The following is a 21,432-nucleotide window of genomic DNA, read 5'->3' on the forward strand; positions in this document are numbered from 1 at the left end:
CGTGCCACGACCGACGCGGTTGATCCGGCGGCACGGCCGGTTCGCGTTCGACCGCGACACGGCGATCCGCGCCACGCCCGGCGCGCAGGGCGCGGCCCGGTTGCTGCGCGCGTCGCTGCGACCGGCGACCGGCCTGCCGCTGCCGCTGCACGAGGACGGCCGCGTGGTGTTCGCGCTGGACGAGCGGCTGGTGGGGCTCGGCGACGAGGGCTACTCGCTGACCGTGAACGAGCACGCGGTGGTGCTGCGCGCGGCCACGCGGCACGGGTTGGCGCACGGCGTGCAGACGATCCGGCAGTTGGTGTGGCCGGTGGCGCCGGGCTCGCGGCCGGTGTCCGGTGTGGACTGGTCGCTGCCCGGGGTGGACGTCCGGGACGCGCCGCGGCCGTGGCGCGGGGTGCTGCTGGACGTGGCGCGGCACTTCCAGCCGGTCGCGGTGCTGCGCCGGTTCGTCGACCTGATGGCCGTGCACAAGCTGAACGTGCTGCACCTGCACCTCACCGACGACCAGGGCCGGCGGATGCCCGTGCCGCGCCACCCGCGGCTGACGTCGGTCGGCGGGTGGCGGGCGGAGAGCACGGGCGACGGCGTGCCGCACGGCGGCTCGTACACCCGGTCCGAGTTGGCGGGGCTGGTGGCCTGCGCCGACGAGCGCGGGGTGCGGGTCGTGCCGGAGATCGAGATGCCCGGTCACGCCCGCGCCGCGCCGGCCGCCTACCCGCACCTGGGCAACTTCCCGCGCCGGCGGTTGCCGGTGTGGACGCGGTGGGGCGTAAGCGAGGCGGTGTTCGGCGTGGACGACGCCGTGCTGGAGTTCTGCCGCGACGTGCTGGACGAGGTGGTGGACGTGTTCCCCGGCCCGCACATGCACTTGGGCGGCGACGAGTGCACGACCGCCGAGTGGGGGTCGAGCCCCGGCGCTGCGGCGGGTGCGCGAGGAGGGCCTGGCCGGGCCGCACGAGCTGCACGGCTGGTTCCTGCGGCGATGGCCGACCACGTGGTGGCGCGCGGCCGCACGCCGATGTCGTGGGAACCGGTCGGCGCCCCCCGCGTGGTGGTGATGCCGTGGCGCGACGCGGCGGACGCGCGGACCGCGCTGGACCTCGGGCACGACGTGGTGATGGCACCGCACCGGTCGACCTACCTGGACTACCCGCAGTCCGCCGAACCCGACGAGCCGCGGGGGCAGCCCGGCCTGGTGGTGACCGCGCGGGACGTGTACGACCTGCCGCTGCCCGACGGCGTGCTGGGCGCGCAGTGCGCCCTGTGGACGGAGTACGCGCCGACCGCGCACCACCTGGAACGGCTGGCGTACCCGCGGCCGGCGGCGCCGGCCGACACGCTGTGGGCGCAACGCCCGTCGTGGGCCGACTTCAGCGAACGGATGCGCGCGCACACCGGCCGCCTGAGCGCGCTGTCCGTGCCCGTGTCGAGGAAGGAGGACGAGAGGAAGGAGGACGAAGCGCGCTCCCCTGTCCCACCCTGCTGACTCGAGGAGAGAACCGAAGTGCACGCACGCATGATCGCCGCGCTCGGCGCCGCCGCGGTGTCCGTCGCCGCGCTGGTGGCCGCGCCGATGGCGCTGGCCGCCGACTCGGTCACCGCCCAGTACCGCACCAGCGCGTCCGGTGCGACGACCGACCAGGTCGAGCCGTGGCTCAAGCTGGTCAACACCGGCGGCACCACCGTGCCGCTGAGCGAGCTGAAGGTCCGCTACTACTTCCAGAGCGAGACGCCCGACGTCGGCTACCGCTTCGCGTGCTCGTGGGCGGTGCGCGGGTGCGGCAACGTCACCGGCTCGTTCGGCACGTTGACCGGCGGGCCCGCCGACCGCTACCTGGAGGTCGGGTTCACCTCCGGCGCGGGCTCGCTGGGCCCGGGCGCCGACACCGGCGACCTGCAGCTGCGGTTCTACCGGGCCAACTGGGGGCAGATCACCCAGTCCGACGACTACTCGTTCCGCGCGGCGAGCACCTACTCGGCGTGGTCTCGGGTGACCGTGCACCGGGGCGGGGCGCTGCTGTGGGGCACGCCTCCCGGCGGCACCGGCCCCACGACGACCACCACCACGTCGACGCCGCCGAACCCGAACGGCCCGGCGTTGTTCGACGACTTCAACTACACGGGATCGAGTGACGCGCGGATCGCGCAGCGCGGTTGGACCGTCCGCTCCGGCGGCGGCGGGCCGGGCGTGCCGGGCGCGGTGTGGGACCCGGCGCTGGTGACGTTCCCGACCGTGGACGGCCAGAAGTCGCTGCGGCTGGAGTCGTCGAACAACGGGTCGTCGGCGCGGCAGACCGAGCTGTACCACCAGCGGAAGTTCTTCGAGGGCACGTACGCGGCGCGGGTGAAGTTCTCCGACGCGCCCGTTTACGGCCCCGACGGCGACCAGGTGGTGGAGACGTTCTTCACGATCACCCCGTTGAACAGCGACCTGGACCCGAACTACGGCGAGCTGGACTTCGAGTACCTGCCCAACGGCGGGTGGGGCGAGCCAGCGAACATCCTGTACGAGACGACCTGGGAGACCTACCGCAACGAGCCGTGGCTGGCCGACAACGTCCACTCCGAGCAGCGGCAGAGCCACGCCGGGTGGCACGACCTGGTGATCCAGGTGGCGGGCGGGCGGGTGAAGTACTTCGTGGACGGCGCGCAGGTGGCCGACCACGGTGACAAGTACTACCCGGAGACGCCGATGTCGATCAACTTCAACCTGTGGTTCATCTCGGGCGGCCTGGCGGGCGCGCCCGGCGACCGCGCCTACCAGCAGCACGTGGACTGGGTGTACTTCGCCGAGGACCAGGCGCTGAGCCCCGCGCAGGTGCAGTCGCGGGTGGCGGGCTACCGCACGGCCGGTGTCGACCACGTCGACACGGTTCCCGCCGGGTGAGCCGGACCCGGGGGTCGGGCGACGTCGCCCGACCCCCGGTCACACCGGCTGCGCGAAGTGGGCGCGGTGGCGTTCGACGAAGTCGCGCAGCGAGCCGCCGGGCCGCCCGGTGATCCGCTCGACCGTGTCGAACGTGTCCGCCGCCTCGACCAGCGAACCGTCCCGGGTGCGCTCGAAGACGTTGCGCACGCACTCCATGTAGATCGGGTCGGCACCCGCCGCGGTCATCCTCGCCACGAACTGCGCGGGCTCCTCGGGCTCGTACTTCCAGGACTGCCCGGTGACCTCGGACAGCGTCGCGGCGACCCGGTCGAACGCCGCGACCTCGGTGCCGAGGCCGTAGGTCCGGCCGCGGTGCCCCTCCGGGGAGCGCAGCACGACGGCCGCGACCTCGGCGACGTCCTCCACGTCGACCAGGCTGATCGCGGCGTCACCGACGTAGTGCGTGAGCACGCCCGAGCGCGGGTCGGTCACCGCCGGCATCAGGAGGTTCTGCATGAACGACGTCGGGTGCAGCACGGTGTGCGCGACCCCGGACCGCTCCAGGTAGGCCACGACGAGCTGGTGCCAGGAGAAGTGCACCACGGTGGTGTCCCGGACGGCGTGCGCGCCCAGGTAGACCAGGTGCTCGACGCCGGTGATGCGGGCCGCGTCGATCACCGTCTTGGCGTGGGTCAGCATCCGCACGTCGTTGCCGGTCACCAGGAACACGCGCCGCACGTCGCGCAGCGCGGCCACGACCGGCCCGACCCCGTGCCGCTCGGCCCGGTCCAGGTCGAGGTGGCGGACCTCGATCCCCTGTTCGGCGAACGGCGCGGCGGCCTCGGGACGGCGCACCGCGGCGATCAGCCGCAGCTCGCCGGCCTGGTGCTGACCGAGCAGGCGGCGCACGACGGCGCCGCCCGTCCTGCCGGTGGCGCCGAACACGAGCACGCTGGGTGCGGACATCGGTGTGGATCTCCCTCTCAGGTCGCGGACCGACCGGTCCCGGACCGATCGGTCCGATCATCCTGCGGTGGTCGCGGCACCGCGTCAAACCGGGCGGACCGACCGGTCCACTAGACTGGGTGACAGGGGTTGCGCGGTCGGGGGAGGCAGTGGTGGCGCGTCAACAGGCACCGGGCACCCGCGAGCGCATCCTCGACACGGCCGCCCGGCTGTTCACCGCGCACGGGGTGCGCGCCGTGGGGATGCAGCGGATCGTCGACGAGTGCGGCTGCGGCAAGAACCTCCTCTATCGCGAGTTCCCGAGCAAGGACGCCCTGGTCGTGGCGCACCTGGCGCGGCTGCGGGAGATCTGGCTGGCCCAGGTCCACGCCACCCTCGCGCCGCTCGCGGACGACCCGGCCGCGCAGCTCGTGGCGCTGGCGGAGCTGGCCGCGGCGCAGGTGGCGGAGGCGGGCTACCGGGGTTGCGCGTTCCGCAACTGCCTGACCGAGTTCCCCCGGCACCGGGTGGGCCGGTTCGCCGCGGAGCACCTGGCGGACGTGCGGGCGCAGGTGGGCGAGCTGGCCGGGCGGACCGGCGCGGCGCGGCCGGAGTTGCTGGCGGAACGGGTCTGGCTCGCCATCGAGGGGATGTACGCGAGCGCGGCCCACCCGGGCGGGGAACGGGCGGGCGAGGTCGCGGTGGCCCTGGTGGCCGAACTGACCCGGCCCACCCGGGCCTGACGCCGGGCCGCCGGCCGGGTGGCGCCGCCGGGCGCGTCCCGTGATCCGGGCGTCCGAAGTGGTCCTCGCGTCGACAAGCGGGAAATGCGAAACTTCTCCGCCTATGCGGCAGATCACGCGTGGTGTTCGGGTGGGGTACGCGACCGGGTCCTTCGTGACCGGCGCGTTCGGCACCGTGCCCGGGTTGCTCCTGCTGCCCTACCTGACCGACGGGCTGGCCGTGCCCGCCGCCGTCGCCGGCCTGCTCGTCCTCGTGCCGAAGGCGTGGGACGTCGTGTTCAACCCGGTCGCCGGCCGGATCAGCGACCGGGCCGGGGTGCGGCGGCCCTTCCTGCTGCGCGGCGGGGTCGCGACCGCGGTGCTGTTCGCGCTGCTGTTCGCCGGGCCGTTCACCGGTGGCGGCGCGGTGGCGTACGTGGCGCTGGTGTTCCTGGCGTGCGCGACGGCGTTCGCGTTCTTCCAGGTGCCGTACGTGGCGATGGCCGCGGAGATCACCGAGGACTACGACGAGCGCACCCGCCTGATGGCGTGGCGCATGGCGTTCCTGGCCCTGGCGATCCTGGTCAGCGGCGCGGGCGCGCCCGCCGTGCGCGACGCGGTCGGCTACCCGGCGATGGGCGTCGCGGTGGCGGTGTTCATGGTGTTCGGCGCGGTGGCGACGTTCCTCGGCACGCGTGGCGCGCCGGTCGGGCGGCGGGTGCACGCGGCGGCGGGGGTGGGCGACCTCGTCGCGGCGGTGCGCGGGTCGCGGCCGTTCCGGCTGCTGCTGGCGGCGTTCGTGGTGCAGGCGGTGGGGCTGGGCACGATGCTCGCGGGCGTCGACTACTTCGCCCGGCTGGTGCTGGGCGAGCCCGGGTTGCAGACCGCGTTGTTCGCCGGGTTCGTCGGCCCCGCGCTGCTGGTCATGCCGCTGTGGCAGCGGGTCGGGCGGCGGCACGGCAAGCGCGTCGGGCTGGTGGCCGCGTCGGTGCTGTTCGCCGCGGCGGTGGCCGGGCTGACCGCGGCACGCGTGCTGCCGGTGGCGGCGGTGCTGGCGCTGATGGCCGTGATCGGCGTGGGGTACGCGGGCATGCAGGTGTTCCCGCTGGCCATGCTGCCCGACGTGATCACCGCGGAGGAACGGCGGACCGGCGGCACGCGCGCGGGCCTGTTCTCCGGGGTGTGGACGGCGGGCGAGACGTTGGGCCTGGCGCTGGGCCCCGGCGTGTACGGGCTGGTCCTGGCCGCCGGCGGGTACGTCGCGAGCACCGACGGCTCGGCCGTGCAGTCCCCCGGCGCGGTGACGGCCGCGCTGCTCGGTTTCACCGCCATCCCGGCCGTGCTGGCGTTGGCGGCCCTGCCCCTGCTGCGTGAGGAGAGACCGCGTGACCGGTGACGTGTTGGCCGAGCTGCGTGCGCTGCGGGCCGGTGACCTGCCCACGCACGGCGGGCGGACGTTGGCCTACGTCTACGACAGCGCGTTGCCGGGCCTGGACGAGCTGGCCGCGTCGGCGCACGCCCTGGCGTCCTCGGTGAACGGGCTCGACCCCACGGCGTTCCCGAGCCTGCTGGCGCTGGAGAACGACGTGGTGCGCACGGCGGCCCGGTTGCTGGGCGGCGGCGCGGGGACGGTCGGCTCGGTCACCTCCGGCGGCACCGAGTCGTGCCTGCTCGCCGTCGTCGCGGCCCGCGACTCGCGGCCGGAGGTGGCGCGGCCGTCGATGGTGCTGCCGGAGACCGCGCACGCGGCGTTCCACAAGGCCGCGCACTACTTCGGCGTGCGGGTGGTCGCGGTGCCGGTCGACCCGGTCACCTTCCGCGCCGACCCGCGGGCCGTGGCGGACGCCATCGACGACACCACCGTGCTGGTGGTGGCGAGCGCGCCGTCGTACGCGCACGGCGTGGTCGACCCGGTGCCGGAGATCGCCGCCGCGGCGCTGGAGCGCGGGGTGCGCTGCCACGTGGACGCCTGCATCGGCGGGTGGGTGCTGCCGCACGCGCCGGACGCGCCGCCGTTCGACTTCTCCGTGCCGGGCGTCACCAGCATCTCGGTGGACCTGCACAAGTACGCGTACTGCCCGAAGGGGACGTCCGTGCTGTTGCACGCGTCGGCCGACCTGCGCCGGGCGCAGTTCTTCGCCTCGGCGGCCTGGCCGGGCTACACGATGCTGAACTCCACCACCCAGTCCACCCGATCGGGTGGACCGCTCGCGGCGGCCTGGGCGGTGCTGCGGCACATCGGCGACGACGGCTACCGCTCGCTGGCGCTGCGCGCCTTGGAGAGCGCGCGGGTGCTGCGCGAGGGCATCGCGGACATCGACGGGTTGCGGGTGCTGGGCACGCCCACGGCGACGTTGCTGGCGGTCGCGGCGTCCCGCGACGACTTCGACGTGTTCACGGTGGCCGACGAGATGAAGGCGCGGAACTGGTACGTGCAGCCGCAGTTCGCCCACCGCTCCTCCCCCGCCAACCTGCACCTGACCGTGACGGCGGCGAACGCGGGGCACGAGGCGGAGTTGCTGGCCGACCTGCGCGCGTCGGTCGAGGCGGCGGTCGAAGCGGGGCCGGTGCGCGTCGCGCCCGAGGTGCTGGCGTTCGTGGGCGGGCTGGAGCCGGACGCCCTGACGCCCGAGGAGTTCGCCGGGCTGCTCGCGGCGGCCGGCATGGGCGGCGGCGACGGCGGGGTGCTGCCCGAGCGGATGGCCACGGTCAACACGCTCCTCGCGGCGGCCTCCCCCGCGCTGCGCGAGCGGCTGCTGGTGGAGTTCCTGAGCGCGCTGTACTCGTGAGCGGCGGCGTTGGGCCGGCTGCGCGATCATGGTCGGCATGCACCTGGATCTGAGCGGCAGGACGGCGTTGGTCACCGGTTCGACGCAGGGGATCGGCGAGGCGATCGCGGTGGCGCTGGCGCGGGCCGGCGCGCGGACGGCGGTGAACGGGCGCAAGGCCGACGCGGTCGACCGGGCGGTGGCGCGGCTGCGCGAGGCCGTGCCGGGCGCGGACGTGGTGGGCGTGGCGGCGGACGTGTCGACGGCCGAGGGCGCGGCGGCGCTGACGTCGGCGCTGCCCGGGGTGGACGTGCTGGTGAACAACGTCGGCATCTTCGGCGCCCGGCCGGCGCTGGAGGTCGACGACGACGAGTGGCGGCGCTACTTCGAGGTCAACGTGCTGGCCGCCGTGCGGCTGACCCGCGCCTACCTGCCGGGCATGCGGGAGCGCGGCTGGGGGCGCGTGCAGTACATCGCCAGCGACTCGGCGGTGGTGATCCCGACCGAGATGATCCACTACGGGGTGTCGAAGACGGCGCTGCTGGGCGTGTCGCGCGGCTTCGCGAAGGAGGCGGCGGGCAGCGGGGTCACGGTGAACTGCGTGATCGCGGGCCCCACGCACACCGGTGGCGTGGAGGAGTTCGTCTACCAGCTGGTGGACCGGTCGCTGCCGTGGGAGCGGGCGCAGCGGGAGTTCATGCGCCTGCACCGGCCGCAGTCGCTGCTCGGCAGGCTGATCGAGCCGGAGGAGATCGGCAACCTGGTGGTGTACCTGGCCTCGCCGCAGGCGTCGGCGACGACGGGCGCGGCCGTGCGGGTGGACGGGGGTTACGTCGACTCGATCCTGCCGTGACCCCGATCCCGCCGTGACCGGGCCGGCCGCCGTGACCGGGCCGGCCGCCGTGACCGGGCCGGCCGCCGTGACCGGGCCGGCCGCCGTGACCGGGCCGGCCGGCGTGACCGGGCCGGCCGGCGGGATCGGGGCGGGCCGAGGGGTGCCGGCGCGACCGCGTTCGACGTCGAGCGGGCGCACGCGTTGCCCGAACCGCGCTTCGGACCGCGCTACCGGCACTTCACCGACCCGGGCGCATCGCGGGGCCGAACACCGCCCGTGCCCCGGCGGAACTGCCGGGGTGGAGCTGCCGTGGGCGCGGCACGCCGCCGAGGTGTCGCGCCCACGGCCCGGTCGGGCCGACCGAGCGGTCGGTGACCGACCTGGAACGTGGCGTCCGCGCGCTCGGCGGTGGTGCCGATCGGGTCGCAGCGCGGGACGCACCTGGTGTGCCGGAGGTGGCGGTCGCGGGGGTTGTGCGGGGAGAACGACGCCTCGGGCGACGACCCAAGGCCCGGCACCGGGCGCCACGTCGAGTCCTGGCAGGGGTTCCAGGTCGGCGCGCCCCACCTCGACAGCGGGTTGGCGTTCTCGGCGGCGAGCCCGGTGCGGGTCGGGGCCGGCGAGGCCAAGCCTCCGGCGAGCGGTGTGCGTCGTTGCAGCAGCATCGGCCGTGTGCCTTTCGACGAGCCCCGGCACGGCGTCCCGGGGTGGTGCGGCACCGCCTTCGAAGGCGACGTGTTAACGCTAACAGCACACGCGGCGACGATTCAACAGCCGAGTGTCGAACGCCGTGATTCGACGGAGTGCGGTCGAAGGCGTCGAAGACTGGGCCGTCCGGCCCATCTGTTAGCGATAACAAGTCGTCGCGGTGTCACGGCCGGCCGGCCGGTGGGGGCGGGCTGCTCCCGGGCGCGACGAGGCCGCTGTGGTAGGCGGCGGCGATGGCCTGGGCCCGGTCCCGCAGGCCGAGCTTCATCAGGATTCGACCCAGGTGGGTCTTCACCGTGGCCTCGCCGACGACGAGGTGCGCGGCGATCTCCGGGTTGGAGAACCCGTGGGCCACGAGCACCAGGACCTCGCGCTCGCGGGCGGTCAGCTCGCACATCTCGGCCGATGTCGGCATCTCGTGGCGCGGGCGGGCGGCGAACTCGCGGATCAGTCCTTTCGCGACGGTGGGGTCGAGCCACGCCTCGCCGGACGCGACCGTGCGGACGGCGTCGACCAGCTCGCGCGGCACGGCGTCCTTGAGCAGGAACCCGGACGCCCCGGCGCGCAGCGCCGCGTACACGGCTTCGTCCACGTGGTACGTCGTCAGGATGATGATCTTGGTGGCGTGGCCCTCCCCCGGCGGGTCGGCGTCGATGATGCGGCGGGTGGCCTCCACGCCGTCGACGCCGGGCATCCGCACGTCCATGAGGACCACGTCGGGGCGCACCTCGCCGACCCGGGCCACGGCGTCCGCGCCCTCGTCGGCCTCGGCCACCACCTCGATGTCCGGCTCGGCGTCGAGGAGCATCGCCAACCCGGCCCGCACGAGCGGCTGGTCGTCGACCAGCATCACCCGGATCACCCGGGCTCCCGGACGGGTTCGGTGGTGGCGGGCCCGGCGACGGGCAGCACGGCGGTGACCCGGAACCCGCCGGCCGGCACCTGTTCGGCCGCGAGCCTGCCGCCGACGATCGCGAGGCGTTCGAGCAGCCCGGCCAGGCCGTGGTTGGTGGACAGCCGCCGTTCCGGCCGGCGGCCGCGGCCGTCGTCGGTGACCTCGACGGTGAGCTGCTCCGGCGCCCAGCGCAGCCGCACGTCGACGTGCGCGCCGGGGCCGACGTGCTTGGTCACGTTGGTCAGCGCCTCCTGCACGACCCGGTAGGCCGCGAGGTCGACGCTGGCGGCCAGCCGGCGCGGCTCGCCCTCCACGCGCGTGTCGACGCGGACGCCGGCGGCGGCGACGGCACCGACCAGGTGCTCGACGTCGGCGAGGCCCGGTTGGGGCCGGCCGGTCGCGCCGCCGTGCTGGTCGTCGCTCAGGCGCAGGGCGGTGAGCATGCGCCGCAGTTCGCCCATCGCCTGTTCCCCGGCCTCCTCGATGTGCCCCAGGGCGTCCCGGACCCGGACGGGGTCGGTGTCCAGGACGCGGCGGGCGCCGGCGGCCTGCAGCACCATCACGGTCACCGAGTGGGCGACGATGTCGTGCAGCTCGCGCGCGATGCGGGTGCGCTCGGCCGTCACGGCCTCGTGGGCCTCGACGCGGCGGCGGAACTCGAGGTCGTCGGCGTGCTGGCGGCTCAGCCGCGCCCACCGGCCGCCCGCCCAGACGCAGCCGTAGACCAGCAGGTAGAACGCCAGGGTGGCGTAGGTGGCGACCGCGCGCGCCTCGGGCGGGCGGGACGCGGCCTCGCGCAGGGCGGCCAGGACTGCGAGGACGGCGCAGGCGAGCAGCGCGCCGGTCGACACCTTGGCCCTGGCGCGCAGCGCGACGGTGAACAGCGCCACGCACGGGATGGCGGTGGGCTGGAACTCCAGGTGGCTGGTGGGCGTGACGAGCACCGCCCACGTCCAGACCGCGGCGAACACGAGCACCGGCCGCCTGCGGCGCACGAGCAGCGCGGCGAAGCCGACGAGGACGAGCGCGACGAACAGCCACAGGTCCGCGCCCCGGGGGTCGCGGCTGCTGACCGCGGAGAACAGGAAGGCGTCCACCACGGCGGCCGACGCGGCCAGGGCCACGTCGACCGCCGTGGCGCGGGACAACCGCCGCGGCCGTCCCCGACCGACCATCAGGCCGGCTCCTTGCGGCACGTCGGCAGCAGGTCGCACGGGTCGCCCGGCAGCACGCCGTCCTCCGGCTCGTCGAAGACCGGCCGCCGCTGTGCCGCCTCGACCTCGGGCACCTGCCGCAGCAGCTCGGGTGTCACCGCGTCGCGCGAGCCGGGTTCGATCGCGCCGAGGGACTCCAGCGCGGCCCACAGGTCGCCCTCGTGGCGGCGCAGCGCTTCCGCCAGCTCGCACTCGGTGAACCGGCCGACGGTCGGTTCGTGCCGCGAGTCGTTGGCCGCGCGCAGGACGGCGAACCGGCGGCCGTCGCCCCAGGACGGCGCGCAGAACGCGACGCGCTCGGCGACGAGCCGCTCCACGCGCCCGCCCGGGCCCAGCGGCAGCGGCAGCACGAGCAGGTCGATGCCGTCGACCGCCTCGGCGAGGTTGTCGCCCGCTGCGGGCACGAGCACCTCGGCGGGCCCGGTGAGCAGCCCGGTGGCCAGGTGGCCCTCCCAGGGTTTCTCCTCGAAACCGCGAGCCTGGACCGACACCACGAGTCGCACGTCGGAAACCGGCATTGTTCCTCCCCTTGTCACGCGATCCCCCGCGTTCACCGCGCGCTATTCACCACGCGCCGCAGACAAGGGGACCACCCCCTCCCCCGGAATATCGTCCACCCTGCGTCGGAGCTTGACGATCCCCCTCCGGGCTTACCTCGATCGGGCGACGCACCAGGGGAAAGAGGACACCGCGATTCCCCCGGCGGTCCGACGAAAAGGCCGCCGGCCGTCGCGCACGATTGTCCGGTGACGGCAGCAGGTCGAACCGGATCAACGGAGGCACTAGTGTCCACCGAACCCGTTGTGCGCGCCCGGGCGGCGGTCTTGTCCGAATGGGAGGCGGTGCGCGAGGAATCGGCGCCGGCGGCGCAGCAGCCGCCGTGGCCGGAACACCGGGCGCGGGCCTTCCGGGCCCGCCTCGCCCGGCTGCCGGGCCTCGTGGCGCCGGCTGAGGTGGCGGCGCTGCGGGCGGAGCTGGCCGAGGTGGCGGCCGGGCGGCGGCTCGTGCTGCAGGCCGGTGACTGCGCCGAGCCGTTCGCCGAGTGCGGGCCGCGGCACGTGACGCCGAAGGCGGCGCTGGTGGACCGGCTGGCCCGGGCCCTCGGCGGCGGGTCGCCGGTGGTGCGGGTGGGCCGGGTGGCGGGGCAGTTCGCCAAGCCCCGGTCGCGGCCGACGGAGGTGGTGGCCGGGGTGGAGCTGCCGGTGTACCGGGGCGACCTGGTCAACGCGCCGCAGCCGCACGTCCTGGCCCGGCAGGCGGACCCGGCGCGGCTGCTCGCGGGCTACCACGCGGCCAGGTCGGCGACGCAACTGCTGCGGGTCCACCACCCGTGGCTGTGGACCAGCCACGAAGCGCTGGTGCTGGACTACGAGCTGCCGCTGGTGCGCCCCGACGAGCACGGCGCCGCGCTGCTCACCTCGACGCACTGGCCGTGGATCGGCGACCGCACCAGGGCGGTGGACGGGCCGCACGTGCGGCTGCTGGCCTCCGTGGCGAACCCGGTGGCGTGCAAGGTCGGTCCGGGCACGCGGCCGGACGAGCTGCGGGCGCTGTGCGAGCGGCTGGACCCGGGGCGCGAGCCGGGTCGGCTCACGCTGATCGCGCGTCCGGGCGCGGACCTGGTGGCCGGGCTGCTGCCGTCGCTGGTGGCGGCGGTCCGCGCGGCGGGCCACCCGGTGGTCTGGCTGTGCGACCCGCTGCACGGCAACACGGTGGCCGACGCGGCGGGCCGCAAGACGCGCCTGGTGGCGACGGCGGTCCGCGAGGTCGCGGGCTTCCTGGCGGCCGTGCGCGACGCCGGAGGGGTGGCCGGCGGGCTGCACCTGGAGACGACGCCGGACGACGTCGCCGAGTGCGGGTGGGACGAGTTCCCGACCGGGCCGTACACGAGCCTGTGCGACCCGCGGCTCGACCCGGCGCAGGCGCTCGCCGTGGTCGCGGCGTGGCACGGGCCCTGACAGCGACGCCGGACACCGACGCGGGACACCGACGACGAAGGGGGAAACCAGTGCGTGGCAACGTGATCGTGACGCCGCCGTGCGCGTTGCGGACGGCGGGGGAGTTCGCCGAGCGGGCCGGCACGGGGGTGCTGGGCGCCGTCCGCTACTCGACCGCGGGCGGTCCGCCGCGATGGGAGCACGGGCTGCCCGTGCTGCCGCTGCACATGGCGCGGCCGGGTGAGCCCGAGGTGGTGGAGGTCTGGCACGCCGGGGGCGACGTGGTGCGCACGGGTGAGCACGAGGGGCTGCGGTACGCCCACGACGGCGAGACGCTGTTCTGCGCCGGGTGGATCGGGCCGTCGGCGGACTGCGGCGAGGCGACCCGCCGGGCGTACCTGGCGGCGTTCGACCTGGTGGAGCGGCTGGGCTACCCGACGGTGTTCCGGATGTGGAACACCCTCGAAGGGATCACCGACCGCACCGCTCGCGGCACGGAGGTGTACGCGGACTTCTGCGTGGGCCGCGGGAGGGCGTTCGACGCGCGCGGGCACGCCATGCCGGCGTCGACGGGCATCGGCTCGCTGGGCGGCGGTGTCGCGTTCTACTTCCTGGCGCACCGGTCGCACGCGGCCGTGCACCTGGAGAACCCGTTGCAGGTGCCCGCGCACGAGTACCCGAGCCGGTACGGGCCGAGGTCGCCCAGCTTCGCCCGGGGGACCTACCTCGAGCCGGAGCGCGGCCGCGGTGCGCTGTACGTGTCGGGCACCGCGAGCATCCTGGACCACGCCACGGTCGCGCCGGGGGACGTGGCCCGCCAGGTCCAGGTGACGCTGGCCAACATCGCCGCGCTGATCGGCGCGGACAACCTCGCGCGGCACGGTGTCGACGCCGGGTACGCGCTGGGCGACCTGCGCGCGATCAAGGTCTACGTCAAGCGGCCGCAGGACGTGCCGCTGGTGGCGCGGCTGTGCCGGGACGAGTTCTCCCGGCGCGCGGACCTCGCGGTGTTCACCGTCGACGTCTGCCGCCCGGACCTGCTGGTCGAGGTCGAGGGGGTGGCGACGTGACCGCGCCGGGGACGCCCGCCCTGCCGGCCCTGACGCGACCGGCCCTGACCCGACCGGGCCGAACGCGACCGGGCCGGACGCGACCCGGCTGCTGAAGGACCTGGTGCCGCCGGCCGCCGCAGGGGGGCGCGGCCGGGGCACCACCGCCGACGGCGTCGACGACGCCGTCCCGCCGGTCGGTCGGCTCTGAGGGGTGCCGACCGGCCGGCGGTCCGGGCGCTCAGGACAGGGCGGGCGTCGGCACGTCCGTGGCCCGGGTGTAGGTCAGGCAGTTGGCGGCGTGGTCGCCCGGGCCGGGACCGACGCGCACCCCCGACGCGGTGCACTCCAGGTCGGAGTTGTGCACGCAGTCCGTGCGCGAGCACGCGCCGACCTGCGCGACGACCTTGGACAGGCCGCCCTTGCGGGCCAGCGGGATGAACGTCCCGCAGTCGGCGGCGCCGTTCGCACCGTTCACGGTGATCGCGAAAGCGTGGCACCCGTCGTGGTTGTAGGAACAACCCGTGACCGTGCACTCGTTGACGGCCGGCATTTCCGTGGTGGTCATGACAGCTCCTCCGGGCAGCAGTTTCCTCACCGGCGACGGTGCCACCGACCAGCGGGTACCGCAACACGAAAACATTGAGGAGAGCCTAACCTAAAAGCGGGAAAATACTTCGGGTCGACCCCGGAAATGCATTTCGCGGAGCGCGTCACGGCGTGACCGCGATGTTGGTCAACCCGCTCACCGCCCGCGTCACCGCGTTCGACGCGTGCACCACGTTCGGCCGGTCCGCGCACTTCGACGTCGAGGTGATCCGGATCGCGTACTGCCCGACACCGCCCAGGTCCGACCGGTTGTCGCGCCAGACGTTGCCGCAGCCGTTGGCGAACGACGGCGTCGTGGCCGGGTTGTGCGTCTCGTAGCCGTTGGCGAACACCCCCGGCGCGGCGAACGTGCCCGTGTTGCCCTCGATCAGGTAGCCGACGCCCTTCACGTCGACCCACGAGTCCGCCGAGTTCTCCCCCGAGATGCCCGTGCCGTCGAACGCGTTGCCCCGGATCACGCCACCGACCGTGCCCTCCTTGACGTCGACGTGCTCCGCCGCGACACCCGGCCCCACCCGGTTGCCCAGCACCTGCACCCGGTCGCTGCGGTCCACGCCGCCGGAGTTGCCGTGGCACGCCCAGTTCGACGACGCCGACCCGAGGTACACGCCCTCGCCGTACCCCGGCTGCGCCAACCCCGTGTCGGTGATCACCGAGTCCCGCAGCACGCCGTCCGCCGACGACCGCCGGAAGTGCACGCCCTCCTCGTCCACGTGGTCCACCCGCACGCGGTCGATCACCACGTGGTGGGAGTCGTCCACCACGATCCCCTTCTTCGACTCGCGCACCGCGAACCCCGCCAGGTTCCAGTACGGCGCGCCGTACAGCCACAGCCCGTAGCCGGAGTCCCAGCCCGCCGTCGGCACCGGGCAGCCCGGCCCCGAACCCGACGGCCCGTCGTTGACCAGCACCGCGTCCGCCGGCCCGGTCAACGTCACGGGAGCCGAGGCCGAACCCGGCCGGGTGATCACGAAGGAGCCCCGGTACACGCCCGGCGCCATCCGGATCGTCTGCCCCGGCACGGCCGCGTCCAGCGCCGCCCGCAACTGCCCCGCCGTCGACACGTCCACCGCGGACCCGCCCGCCGCCGGCGCCGTCGTCGCGACGACCTCGGCGCTCGACCCCGACACGTTGCCCGCCGCGTCACGCGCCCGCACCCGGAACGCGTACCCCGTGCCCGGCAGCAACCCGCCGACCGACACCGCGGGGGACGTCGCCGTCGCCACCACCGTCGACCCGCGCAGCACCTCGTACTCCGCCACCCCGACGTCATCGGTCGAGGCCGCCCACGCCAACGACACCGACCCCGCCGTCACCCCCGTCACCCGCGGCTCGCCGGGCACCGACGGCGCCGACCCGTCCGGGGCCGGGCCCACGCCCTCGCACGGCACCCCGCCCACCGCGCAGGCCGTCGGCAACCCCACCCCGGAGACGGTGAACCCGAAGCTCGCCGACCCACCCGGCGCGAGCCGACCGTTGAACGCCGCGTTCGCGAACCGGTACCGCTGCCCGTCCCGGCCGAGCACCGCGTTCCACGCGTTGCCCACCGACGACCCGGCCGGCAGCTCGAACTCCACGACCCACCCGGCGCTCTCCGCGTCACCGGTGTTGGTCACCACGAACTGCCCGCCGTACCCCGTGCCCCACACCGACGGCCGGCTGAACGAGGCCGTCAACCGCGCCACCTCGGCCCGCGCCGCCGCCACGTGCCCCACCACCAGGCACGCGACCACCACACCCACCGCCACCAGGCGATTACCCATCGGACGATCTCCTCAGGTCTCCGGCGGCGGCCGTGACCACTCTCCTACCAGGTCCGACACCCGCCTGTCACCTCTCCGCCGCCCGGCACGTCGAAGGGGTGGACGAGCCGGGAGGGCACCCATGCGCGAGCAGACGGCGGACCGATTCGAGGAGCACCGCCCGCACCTGCGCGCGATCGCCCACCGGATGCTCGGCTCACCCGCCGAGGCCGAGGACGCCGTCCAGGAGACCTGGCTGCGCCTGTGCCGCGTCCACCCCGACGAGATCGACAACCTCGCCGCCTGGCTGCGCACCGCCCTCTCCCGCGTCTGCCTCGACGCCCTGCGCCGCCGCCGCGCCCGCCCCGAGCACACCGTCGACCACCTGCCCGACACCCCCGCCGCCGACGACCCCGCCGCCGACGCGGTCCTGGCCGACGCCGTCGAACGCGCCCTGTTCGTCGTCCTCGACACCCTCACCCCCGCCGAACGCGTCGCGTTCGTCCTGCACGACACCTTCGCCGTCCCCTTCGAGCACATCGCCCCCATCGTCGGCCGCACCACCGCCACCACCAAGAAGCTCGCCAGCCGCGCCCGCCACAAGGTCCGCGGCGCGCACCCCGCCCCCGAGCCGACCACCCGCCACCGGCACGTCGTGGACGCCTTCCTCGCCGCCGCCCGGGCCGGCGACTTCGCCGCGCTGCTCGCCGTGCTCGCCCCCGACGTCGTCCGCCGCGCCGACCCGACCGCCCTGCCGCCCGGCGCGCCCGCCGAGGTCCGTGGGGCGCACGCCGTCGCCGCCGAGACCGTGCTGCTCACCGCCAACGCCCGCGCCGCGCGACCGGCCCTCGTGGACGGGCGCCCCGGCATCGTCGTCGCCCGGCACGGCCGCGCGCGGCTCGCCCTCACCCTCACCGTCCGGGGCGACCGGATCGCCGCCTACGAGGTCGTCGCCGACCCCGCCCGCCTCCGCCGACTCGCGATCACACTTTTATCGTGACTTGAATCAAGTGCGCTAGTAAGGTCGGCCGCGGCTGCCGCACCACCCTGCTCGCGTCCGAACCGCACGGACCCGCCGCCACCGCGCGCGAACGACGCCGTGGGCCGCCCCCTGCGAAAGGACCCCCGCCCCATGCGACCACCCGCACCGACGCGGCGCACCACCCGGTGGGCCGCCACCGCACTCGCCCTCCTCACCGCGACGGCCGGCCTCACCACCGCCGCCACCCCCACCGCCCAGGCCGCCGCCCTGCCCAACGGCTTCAAGAGCGTCGGCTACCTGCCCTCCTGGGCCGGCAGCGTCAACGCCGTCCAGTACACCAAGCTCACCCACATCAACTACGCCTTCGCGCTGCCCAACTCCAACGGCACGCTCCAGGCCATCCCCGACACCGGCAAGCTCTCCTCGCTGGTCACCCTCGCCCACAACAACGGCGTCCGCGTCTCGCTCGCCATCGGCGGCTGGAACGACGGCAACGACTCCGCCTTCGAAGCCCTCGCCGCCAACGCCACCAGCCGCACCACCTTCGTCAACAGCGCCGTCAACGCCGTCACCCAGTACAACCTCGACGGCATCGACATCGACTGGGAGTACCCCGACCCCGGCGCCTCGGCCGCCAACTTCACCGCCCTCATGGGACAGCTCGGCACCGCCCTGCACAGCCGCGGCAAGCTCCTCACCGCCGCCGTCGTCTCCGGCGGCGGCACCGCCGAAGGCGTCCAGACCGCCGTCTTCGGCCAGGTCGACTGGCTCAACATCATGGCCTACGACGGCGGCAGCCCCCACGCCAACTACGACTGGTCCATCGCCGCCGCCAACTACTGGAAGTCCCGCGGCCTCCCCGCCGCCAAGACCGTCCTCGGCGTCCCCTTCTACAGCCGACCCACCTACTACACCTACTCGCAGCTCGTCGCCCTGGACCCCGCCAACGCCAACCGCGACTGCACCACCGTCAGCGGCGTCCAGCAGTGCTACAACGGCGTGCCCACCATCAAGCGCAAGACCCAGTGGGCCACGGCCAACGCCGGCGGCATCATGAACTGGGAACTCTCCCAGGACACCACCGGCAGCACCTCCCTCGTCAGCGCCATCTACGACACCGCCACCGGCGGCACCACCAACCCGCCCGGCCGCACCGGACCCGTCACCGGCATCGCCGGCAAGTGCGTCGACGTGGCGAGCGCCTCCTCCGCCAACGGCACCGCCGTCCAGCTGTGGACGTGCAACGGCACCACCGCCCAGAACTGGACCGTCGCCTCCGACGGCACCCTGCGCGCCCTGGGCAAGTGCCTCGACGTCGCGAGCGCCGGCACCGCCAACGGCACCCCCGTCCAGATCTGGGACTGCAACGGCACCGGCGCCCAGCAGTGGCAGGCCGCCTCCGACGGCACGCTGCGCAACCCCGCCTCCGGCCGCTGCCTCGACGCCACCGGCCCCAGCTCCGCCGACGGCACCCGGCTCCAGATCTGGGACTGCTTCGCCGGCACCAACCAGGTCTGGCGGCTCCCCGCCTGACCACCGCCCGCGCGGCCCGCTCCCCCGCGGAGCGGGCCGCGCCCGGCTTGCCCCCGACCCGCCCAACCGCAAGGGTGGTGCGATGGGTGAAGAGCGGGACGGCGTGTCGCTGACCAACCTCGACCAGCCGCTGTTCGACGGTGCCGACGCGACCAAGGGCGACCTCGTCGACTACCTCGACGCGGTCGCCGACCGGATCATCCCCGGCCTGGCCGGGCGACCGCTGTCGGTGGTGCGGATCCGGCCCGGGCAGGAGGCGTTCACGCAGAAGAATCTGCCCAAGTACACGCCGCCGTGGGTGCCGTCGGTGACGCTGTGGGCCGAGACGTCCAAGCGCGAGATCCGGTACGCGGTGTGCGAGGACCGCCGCACGCTGCTGTGGTTCGCCAACCAGCGCGCCGTCGAGTACCACGTCACGCTCGCCCCGGCCGGCGCGTTCGACCGGCCCACCCACCTGGTGCTCGACCTCGACCCGCCGGAGGGCGCGGGCTTCGACGTGGTCGTGGCGGCGGCCGGGCTGGTGCGCCGCGCGCTGGCCGAGGACGGGCTGACCGGCGTGGTGAAGACCAGCGGTTCCAAGGGCGTGCACGTGTTCGTGCCGGTGACCGGGGTGGACCACGACGTGGCCGCGGCGACCCGGGCGCTGGCGGCGCGGGCCGAACGGCTGGACCCCGGGCTGGCGACCACGGCGTTCATCAAGGACGACCGGGGCGGCCGGGTGTTCCTCGACTCGACGCGGGCCTACGGCGCGACCGTGGCCGCCGCGTACAGCCCGCGCATCCGTCCGGGCGCGACGGTGTCGTTCCCCGTCGACTGGGACGACCTGGGCTCCGTGACGCCGGCCGACTTCACCGTCAAGACCGCGCCCGCGCTGCTGGGCGGCGACGACCCGTGGAACGCGCGGATGCCCGAACCGCAGCCGCTGCCCGACGACCTGGTGGCCGAGGGGCACACCATCCCCGTGGCCCGCGTCCAGGCCATGCACGAGGGCAAGCGCCGCGCTCGCGCCCAGCGGGCCAACCAATGATTTTCGGTTTGCACTGAAGTTATCGAGCGGACAGTGGTGTCCGCTCTGCGTCCGAACGTGCCACGACGAAAGTCGCTACCGCGGTGGTGTTCCAGCACGCACGCTCGTGCGTGGCTTTCCCAACACCCTGCGGAGGCGGCCATGCCCTTGAGGCACTCGAGAAGGACCACCCCGGCCGTGAGCGCCCTGCTGCTCGCGGCCACCCTGCTGAGCCCACCGGTCGCGACCGCGGCCCCGGGCGCGTCGGCCGTGCCCGACATCGCGGTGGCCAACGTCCAGGCGCACCTGAACGACCTGCAGGCCATCGCCACGAACAACGGCGGCAACCGGGCGCACGGCAGGCCCGGCTACCTGGCGTCGGTCAACTACGTCAAGGCCAAGCTCGACGCGGCCGGCTACCAGACGGCCGTGCAGTCGTTCAGCAGCAGCGGCGCGACCGGCTACAACCTCGTCGCCGACTGGCCGGGCGGCGACCCGAACGACGTGCTGATGCTGGGCGGCCACCTCGACAGCGTCACCGCGGGCCCCGGCATCAACGACAACGGCTCCGGCTCGGCGGGCCTGCTGGAGGTCGCGCTGACCGTGGCGCGGCAGTCCCTCGCGCCGACCAAGCACCTGCGGTTCGGCTGGTGGGGCGCCGAGGAGCTGGGCCTGGTGGGCTCGACGTACTACGTCGACAACCTGCCGTCGACCGAGCGGTCGAGGATCAAGGCCTACCTGAACTTCGACATGATCGGTTCGCCGAACCCGGGCTACTTCGTCTACAGCGCCTCCGGCCAGCCGACCGGGTCGTTGCAGCTCCAGCAGACCCTGCAGGCCGCGTTCAGCGTGCCGACCGAGCTGACGAGCGTGGGCGGCCGGTCCGACCACGCGGCGTTCGCGCGGGCGGGCATCCCGGTCGGCGGCACGTTCACCGGCGCGGAGACCACCAAGACCTCGGCGCAGGCGCAGAAGTGGGGCGGCACGGCGGGCGTCGCCTTCGACCGCTGCTACCACCGCTCGTGCGACACGATCGGCAACATCGACGTGACCGCGTTGGACCGCAACAGCGACGCCATCGCCTACGCCCTGTGGACGCTGGCCGGCTCGGGCGGCACCCCGCCGGGGCCGCGGTTCGAGAACCCGACCGACGTGACGATCCCCGACCTGACCACGGTCGAGAGCCCGATCACGGTCACCGGGGTGACGGGCAACGCGCCGGCGGCGCTGGCGGTGGGCGTGGACATCACCCACACCTACCGGGGTGACCTGGTGATCGACCTGGTCGCGCCGGACGGCTCGGCGTACCGGCTGAAGAGCTCCAGCAACGACAGCGCGGACGACATCGTGACGACGTACACGGTGAACGCGTCCTCGGAGGTCGCCAACGGCACGTGGAAGCTGCGCGTGCAGGACGTCGCCTCGGCGGACACCGGCCGGATCAACGGCTGGTCCCTCCAGTTCTGACGCGGACCGCGCGGCGGCGGAGCACCCCGCACTCCGCCGCCCGTCGGACACACCCGCCCCTTTCGACTGGGCCGAACAGCCCAGTGGATCGCCACCGCGAAGGGTAACGGCCCTCGTCGACGCGTGATCACCGCCTCCTATGCAACTA

The 21,432-nt window shown here is 74.5% G+C and carries 19 protein-coding genes; 12 read left to right on the forward strand and 7 right to left on the reverse strand.

The window, feature by feature from the left end; all coding sequences use genetic code 11:
• The first annotated feature begins 1 nt into the window (after position 1).
• On the forward strand, positions 2 to 1,489 hold the full coding sequence (locus ACIGNX_RS11135; protein WP_396538709.1) for a beta-N-acetylhexosaminidase: 1,488 nt from the start codon (positions 2 to 4) through the stop codon (positions 1,487 to 1,489).
• An 18-nt stretch (positions 1,490 to 1,507) separates the two neighbouring features.
• Entirely contained in the window at positions 1,508 to 2,890 is a 1,383-nt protein-coding gene (locus ACIGNX_RS11140) for a cellulose binding domain-containing protein (RefSeq protein WP_396538711.1), read from the forward strand.
• A gap of 39 nt (positions 2,891 to 2,929) precedes the next feature.
• Here ACIGNX_RS11140 and ACIGNX_RS11145 read toward each other — a convergent pair whose 3' ends face one another.
• The gene (locus tag ACIGNX_RS11145; RefSeq protein ID WP_396538713.1) at positions 2,930 to 3,838 is read right to left on the reverse strand and encodes an NmrA family NAD(P)-binding protein; all 909 of its coding nucleotides are present in this window, start codon (positions 3,836 to 3,838) and stop codon (positions 2,930 to 2,932) included.
• A 152-nt stretch (positions 3,839 to 3,990) separates the two neighbouring features.
• Between ACIGNX_RS11145 and ACIGNX_RS11150 the strand changes: the two genes are divergently transcribed.
• The 4 genes from ACIGNX_RS11150 to ACIGNX_RS11165 all read left to right on the forward strand — a co-directional run bounded on the left by ACIGNX_RS11150 (position 3,991) and on the right by ACIGNX_RS11165 (position 8,160).
• Positions 3,991 to 4,560: a TetR/AcrR family transcriptional regulator gene (locus ACIGNX_RS11150; protein ID WP_396538715.1), complete on the forward strand. Its 570-nt coding sequence runs from the start codon at positions 3,991 to 3,993 to the stop codon at positions 4,558 to 4,560.
• Positions 4,561 to 4,663: 103 nt separating this feature from the next.
• Complete coding sequence (locus ACIGNX_RS11155) at positions 4,664 to 5,935, forward strand: MFS transporter (protein WP_396538717.1); 1,272 nt, start codon at positions 4,664 to 4,666, stop codon at positions 5,933 to 5,935.
• Entirely contained in the window at positions 5,925 to 7,328 is a 1,404-nt protein-coding gene (locus ACIGNX_RS11160) for a pyridoxal phosphate-dependent decarboxylase family protein (RefSeq protein WP_396538719.1), read from the forward strand. The genes ACIGNX_RS11155 and ACIGNX_RS11160 overlap by 11 nt, the downstream gene beginning before the upstream one ends.
• A 37-nt stretch (positions 7,329 to 7,365) precedes the next feature.
• The gene (locus ACIGNX_RS11165) at positions 7,366 to 8,160 is read left to right on the forward strand and encodes an SDR family NAD(P)-dependent oxidoreductase (protein ID WP_396538721.1); all 795 of its coding nucleotides are present in this window, start codon (positions 7,366 to 7,368) and stop codon (positions 8,158 to 8,160) included.
• 209 nt (positions 8,161 to 8,369) lie between these two features.
• Here the strand turns inward: ACIGNX_RS11165 and ACIGNX_RS11170 are convergent, their stop codons facing one another.
• The 4 genes from ACIGNX_RS11170 to ACIGNX_RS11185 all read right to left on the reverse strand — a co-directional run bounded on the left by ACIGNX_RS11170 (position 8,370) and on the right by ACIGNX_RS11185 (position 11,477).
• Positions 8,370 to 8,807 (reverse strand): AbfB domain-containing protein, encoded by a 438-nt coding sequence (locus ACIGNX_RS11170; RefSeq protein ID WP_396538723.1) that lies wholly within the window; start codon positions 8,805 to 8,807, stop codon positions 8,370 to 8,372.
• 206 nt (positions 8,808 to 9,013) lie between these two features.
• On the reverse strand, positions 9,014 to 9,712 hold the full coding sequence (locus tag ACIGNX_RS11175) for a response regulator (protein WP_396538725.1): 699 nt from the start codon (positions 9,710 to 9,712) through the stop codon (positions 9,014 to 9,016).
• Positions 9,709 to 10,920, reverse strand: a complete 1,212-nt coding sequence (locus ACIGNX_RS11180; RefSeq protein WP_396538727.1) for a sensor histidine kinase — start codon at positions 10,918 to 10,920, stop codon at positions 9,709 to 9,711. Before ACIGNX_RS11180 ends, ACIGNX_RS11175 begins: the two co-directional genes overlap by 4 nt.
• Positions 10,920 to 11,477: a hypothetical protein gene (locus ACIGNX_RS11185; protein ID WP_396538729.1), complete on the reverse strand. Its 558-nt coding sequence runs from the start codon at positions 11,475 to 11,477 to the stop codon at positions 10,920 to 10,922. The genes ACIGNX_RS11180 and ACIGNX_RS11185 overlap by 1 nt, the downstream gene beginning before the upstream one ends.
• Positions 11,478 to 11,801: 324 nt before the next feature.
• Between ACIGNX_RS11185 and ACIGNX_RS11190 the strand changes: the two genes are divergently transcribed.
• A complete protein-coding gene (locus tag ACIGNX_RS11190; protein WP_396538731.1) occupies positions 11,802 to 12,917 on the forward strand; it encodes a 3-deoxy-7-phosphoheptulonate synthase in 1,116 nt (371 codons plus the stop codon).
• 50 nt (positions 12,918 to 12,967) lie between these two features.
• Positions 12,968 to 13,966, forward strand: coding sequence for an FkbO/Hyg5 family chorismatase (locus ACIGNX_RS11195; RefSeq protein WP_396538733.1), 999 nt, complete (start codon positions 12,968 to 12,970; stop codon positions 13,964 to 13,966).
• 220 nt (positions 13,967 to 14,186) lie between these two features.
• Here the strand turns inward: ACIGNX_RS11195 and ACIGNX_RS11200 are convergent, their stop codons facing one another.
• Both ACIGNX_RS11200 and ACIGNX_RS11205 read right to left on the reverse strand, forming a co-directional pair.
• Positions 14,187 to 14,513: a DUF1540 domain-containing protein gene (locus ACIGNX_RS11200; RefSeq protein ID WP_396538734.1), complete on the reverse strand. Its 327-nt coding sequence runs from the start codon at positions 14,511 to 14,513 to the stop codon at positions 14,187 to 14,189.
• A gap of 145 nt (positions 14,514 to 14,658) precedes the next feature.
• The gene (locus ACIGNX_RS11205; RefSeq protein WP_396538736.1) at positions 14,659 to 16,317 is read right to left on the reverse strand and encodes a cellulose binding domain-containing protein; all 1,659 of its coding nucleotides are present in this window, start codon (positions 16,315 to 16,317) and stop codon (positions 14,659 to 14,661) included.
• A gap of 121 nt (positions 16,318 to 16,438) precedes the next feature.
• On the opposite strand from ACIGNX_RS11205, the gene ACIGNX_RS11210 reads away from it, so the two are divergent.
• The 4 genes from ACIGNX_RS11210 to ACIGNX_RS11225 all read left to right on the forward strand — a co-directional run bounded on the left by ACIGNX_RS11210 (position 16,439) and on the right by ACIGNX_RS11225 (position 21,284).
• The gene (locus ACIGNX_RS11210) at positions 16,439 to 17,296 is read left to right on the forward strand and encodes a sigma-70 family RNA polymerase sigma factor (protein WP_396538738.1); all 858 of its coding nucleotides are present in this window, start codon (positions 16,439 to 16,441) and stop codon (positions 17,294 to 17,296) included.
• A 132-nt stretch (positions 17,297 to 17,428) separates the two neighbouring features.
• Entirely contained in the window at positions 17,429 to 18,811 is a 1,383-nt protein-coding gene (locus ACIGNX_RS11215) for a glycosyl hydrolase family 18 protein (protein WP_396538740.1), read from the forward strand.
• 82 nt (positions 18,812 to 18,893) lie between these two features.
• Complete coding sequence (locus tag ACIGNX_RS11220; protein ID WP_396538742.1) at positions 18,894 to 19,838, forward strand: DNA polymerase domain-containing protein; 945 nt, start codon at positions 18,894 to 18,896, stop codon at positions 19,836 to 19,838.
• Positions 19,839 to 20,015: 177 nt separating this feature from the next.
• Positions 20,016 to 21,284 (forward strand): M28 family metallopeptidase, encoded by a 1,269-nt coding sequence (locus ACIGNX_RS11225; protein WP_396538744.1) that lies wholly within the window; start codon positions 20,016 to 20,018, stop codon positions 21,282 to 21,284.
• Positions 21,285 to 21,432 lie beyond the last annotated feature (148 nt).

The sequence above is a fragment of the Actinosynnema sp. NPDC053489 genome (assembly GCF_044544865.1).
Lineage (GTDB): Bacteria > Actinomycetota > Actinomycetes > Mycobacteriales > Pseudonocardiaceae > Actinosynnema.

What these genes read in the sequence shown, in the direction of transcription:
- ACIGNX_RS11145 (WP_396538713.1), bottom strand. Translation starts at nt 3,838, where the DNA reads ATGTCCGCACCCAGCGTGCTCGTGTTCGGCGCCACCGGCAGGACGGGC.
- ACIGNX_RS11215 (WP_396538740.1), top strand. Translation starts at nt 17,429, where the DNA reads ATGCGACCACCCGCACCGACGCGGCGCACCACCCGGTGGGCCGCCACC.
- ACIGNX_RS11220 (WP_396538742.1), top strand. Translation starts at nt 18,894, where the DNA reads ATGGGTGAAGAGCGGGACGGCGTGTCGCTGACCAACCTCGACCAGCCG.
- ACIGNX_RS11165 (WP_396538721.1), top strand. Translation starts at nt 7,366, where the DNA reads ATGCACCTGGATCTGAGCGGCAGGACGGCGTTGGTCACCGGTTCGACG.
- ACIGNX_RS11170 (WP_396538723.1), bottom strand. Translation starts at nt 8,807, where the DNA reads ATGCTGCTGCAACGACGCACACCGCTCGCCGGAGGCTTGGCCTCGCCG.
- ACIGNX_RS11185 (WP_396538729.1), bottom strand. Translation starts at nt 11,477, where the DNA reads ATGCCGGTTTCCGACGTGCGACTCGTGGTGTCGGTCCAGGCTCGCGGT.
- ACIGNX_RS11210 (WP_396538738.1), top strand. Translation starts at nt 16,439, where the DNA reads ATGCGCGAGCAGACGGCGGACCGATTCGAGGAGCACCGCCCGCACCTG.
- ACIGNX_RS11200 (WP_396538734.1), bottom strand. Translation starts at nt 14,513, where the DNA reads ATGACCACCACGGAAATGCCGGCCGTCAACGAGTGCACGGTCACGGGT.
- ACIGNX_RS11155 (WP_396538717.1), top strand. Translation starts at nt 4,664, where the DNA reads ATGCGGCAGATCACGCGTGGTGTTCGGGTGGGGTACGCGACCGGGTCC.
- ACIGNX_RS11205 (WP_396538736.1), bottom strand. Translation starts at nt 16,317, where the DNA reads ATGGGTAATCGCCTGGTGGCGGTGGGTGTGGTGGTCGCGTGCCTGGTG.
- ACIGNX_RS11180 (WP_396538727.1), bottom strand. Translation starts at nt 10,920, where the DNA reads ATGGTCGGTCGGGGACGGCCGCGGCGGTTGTCCCGCGCCACGGCGGTC.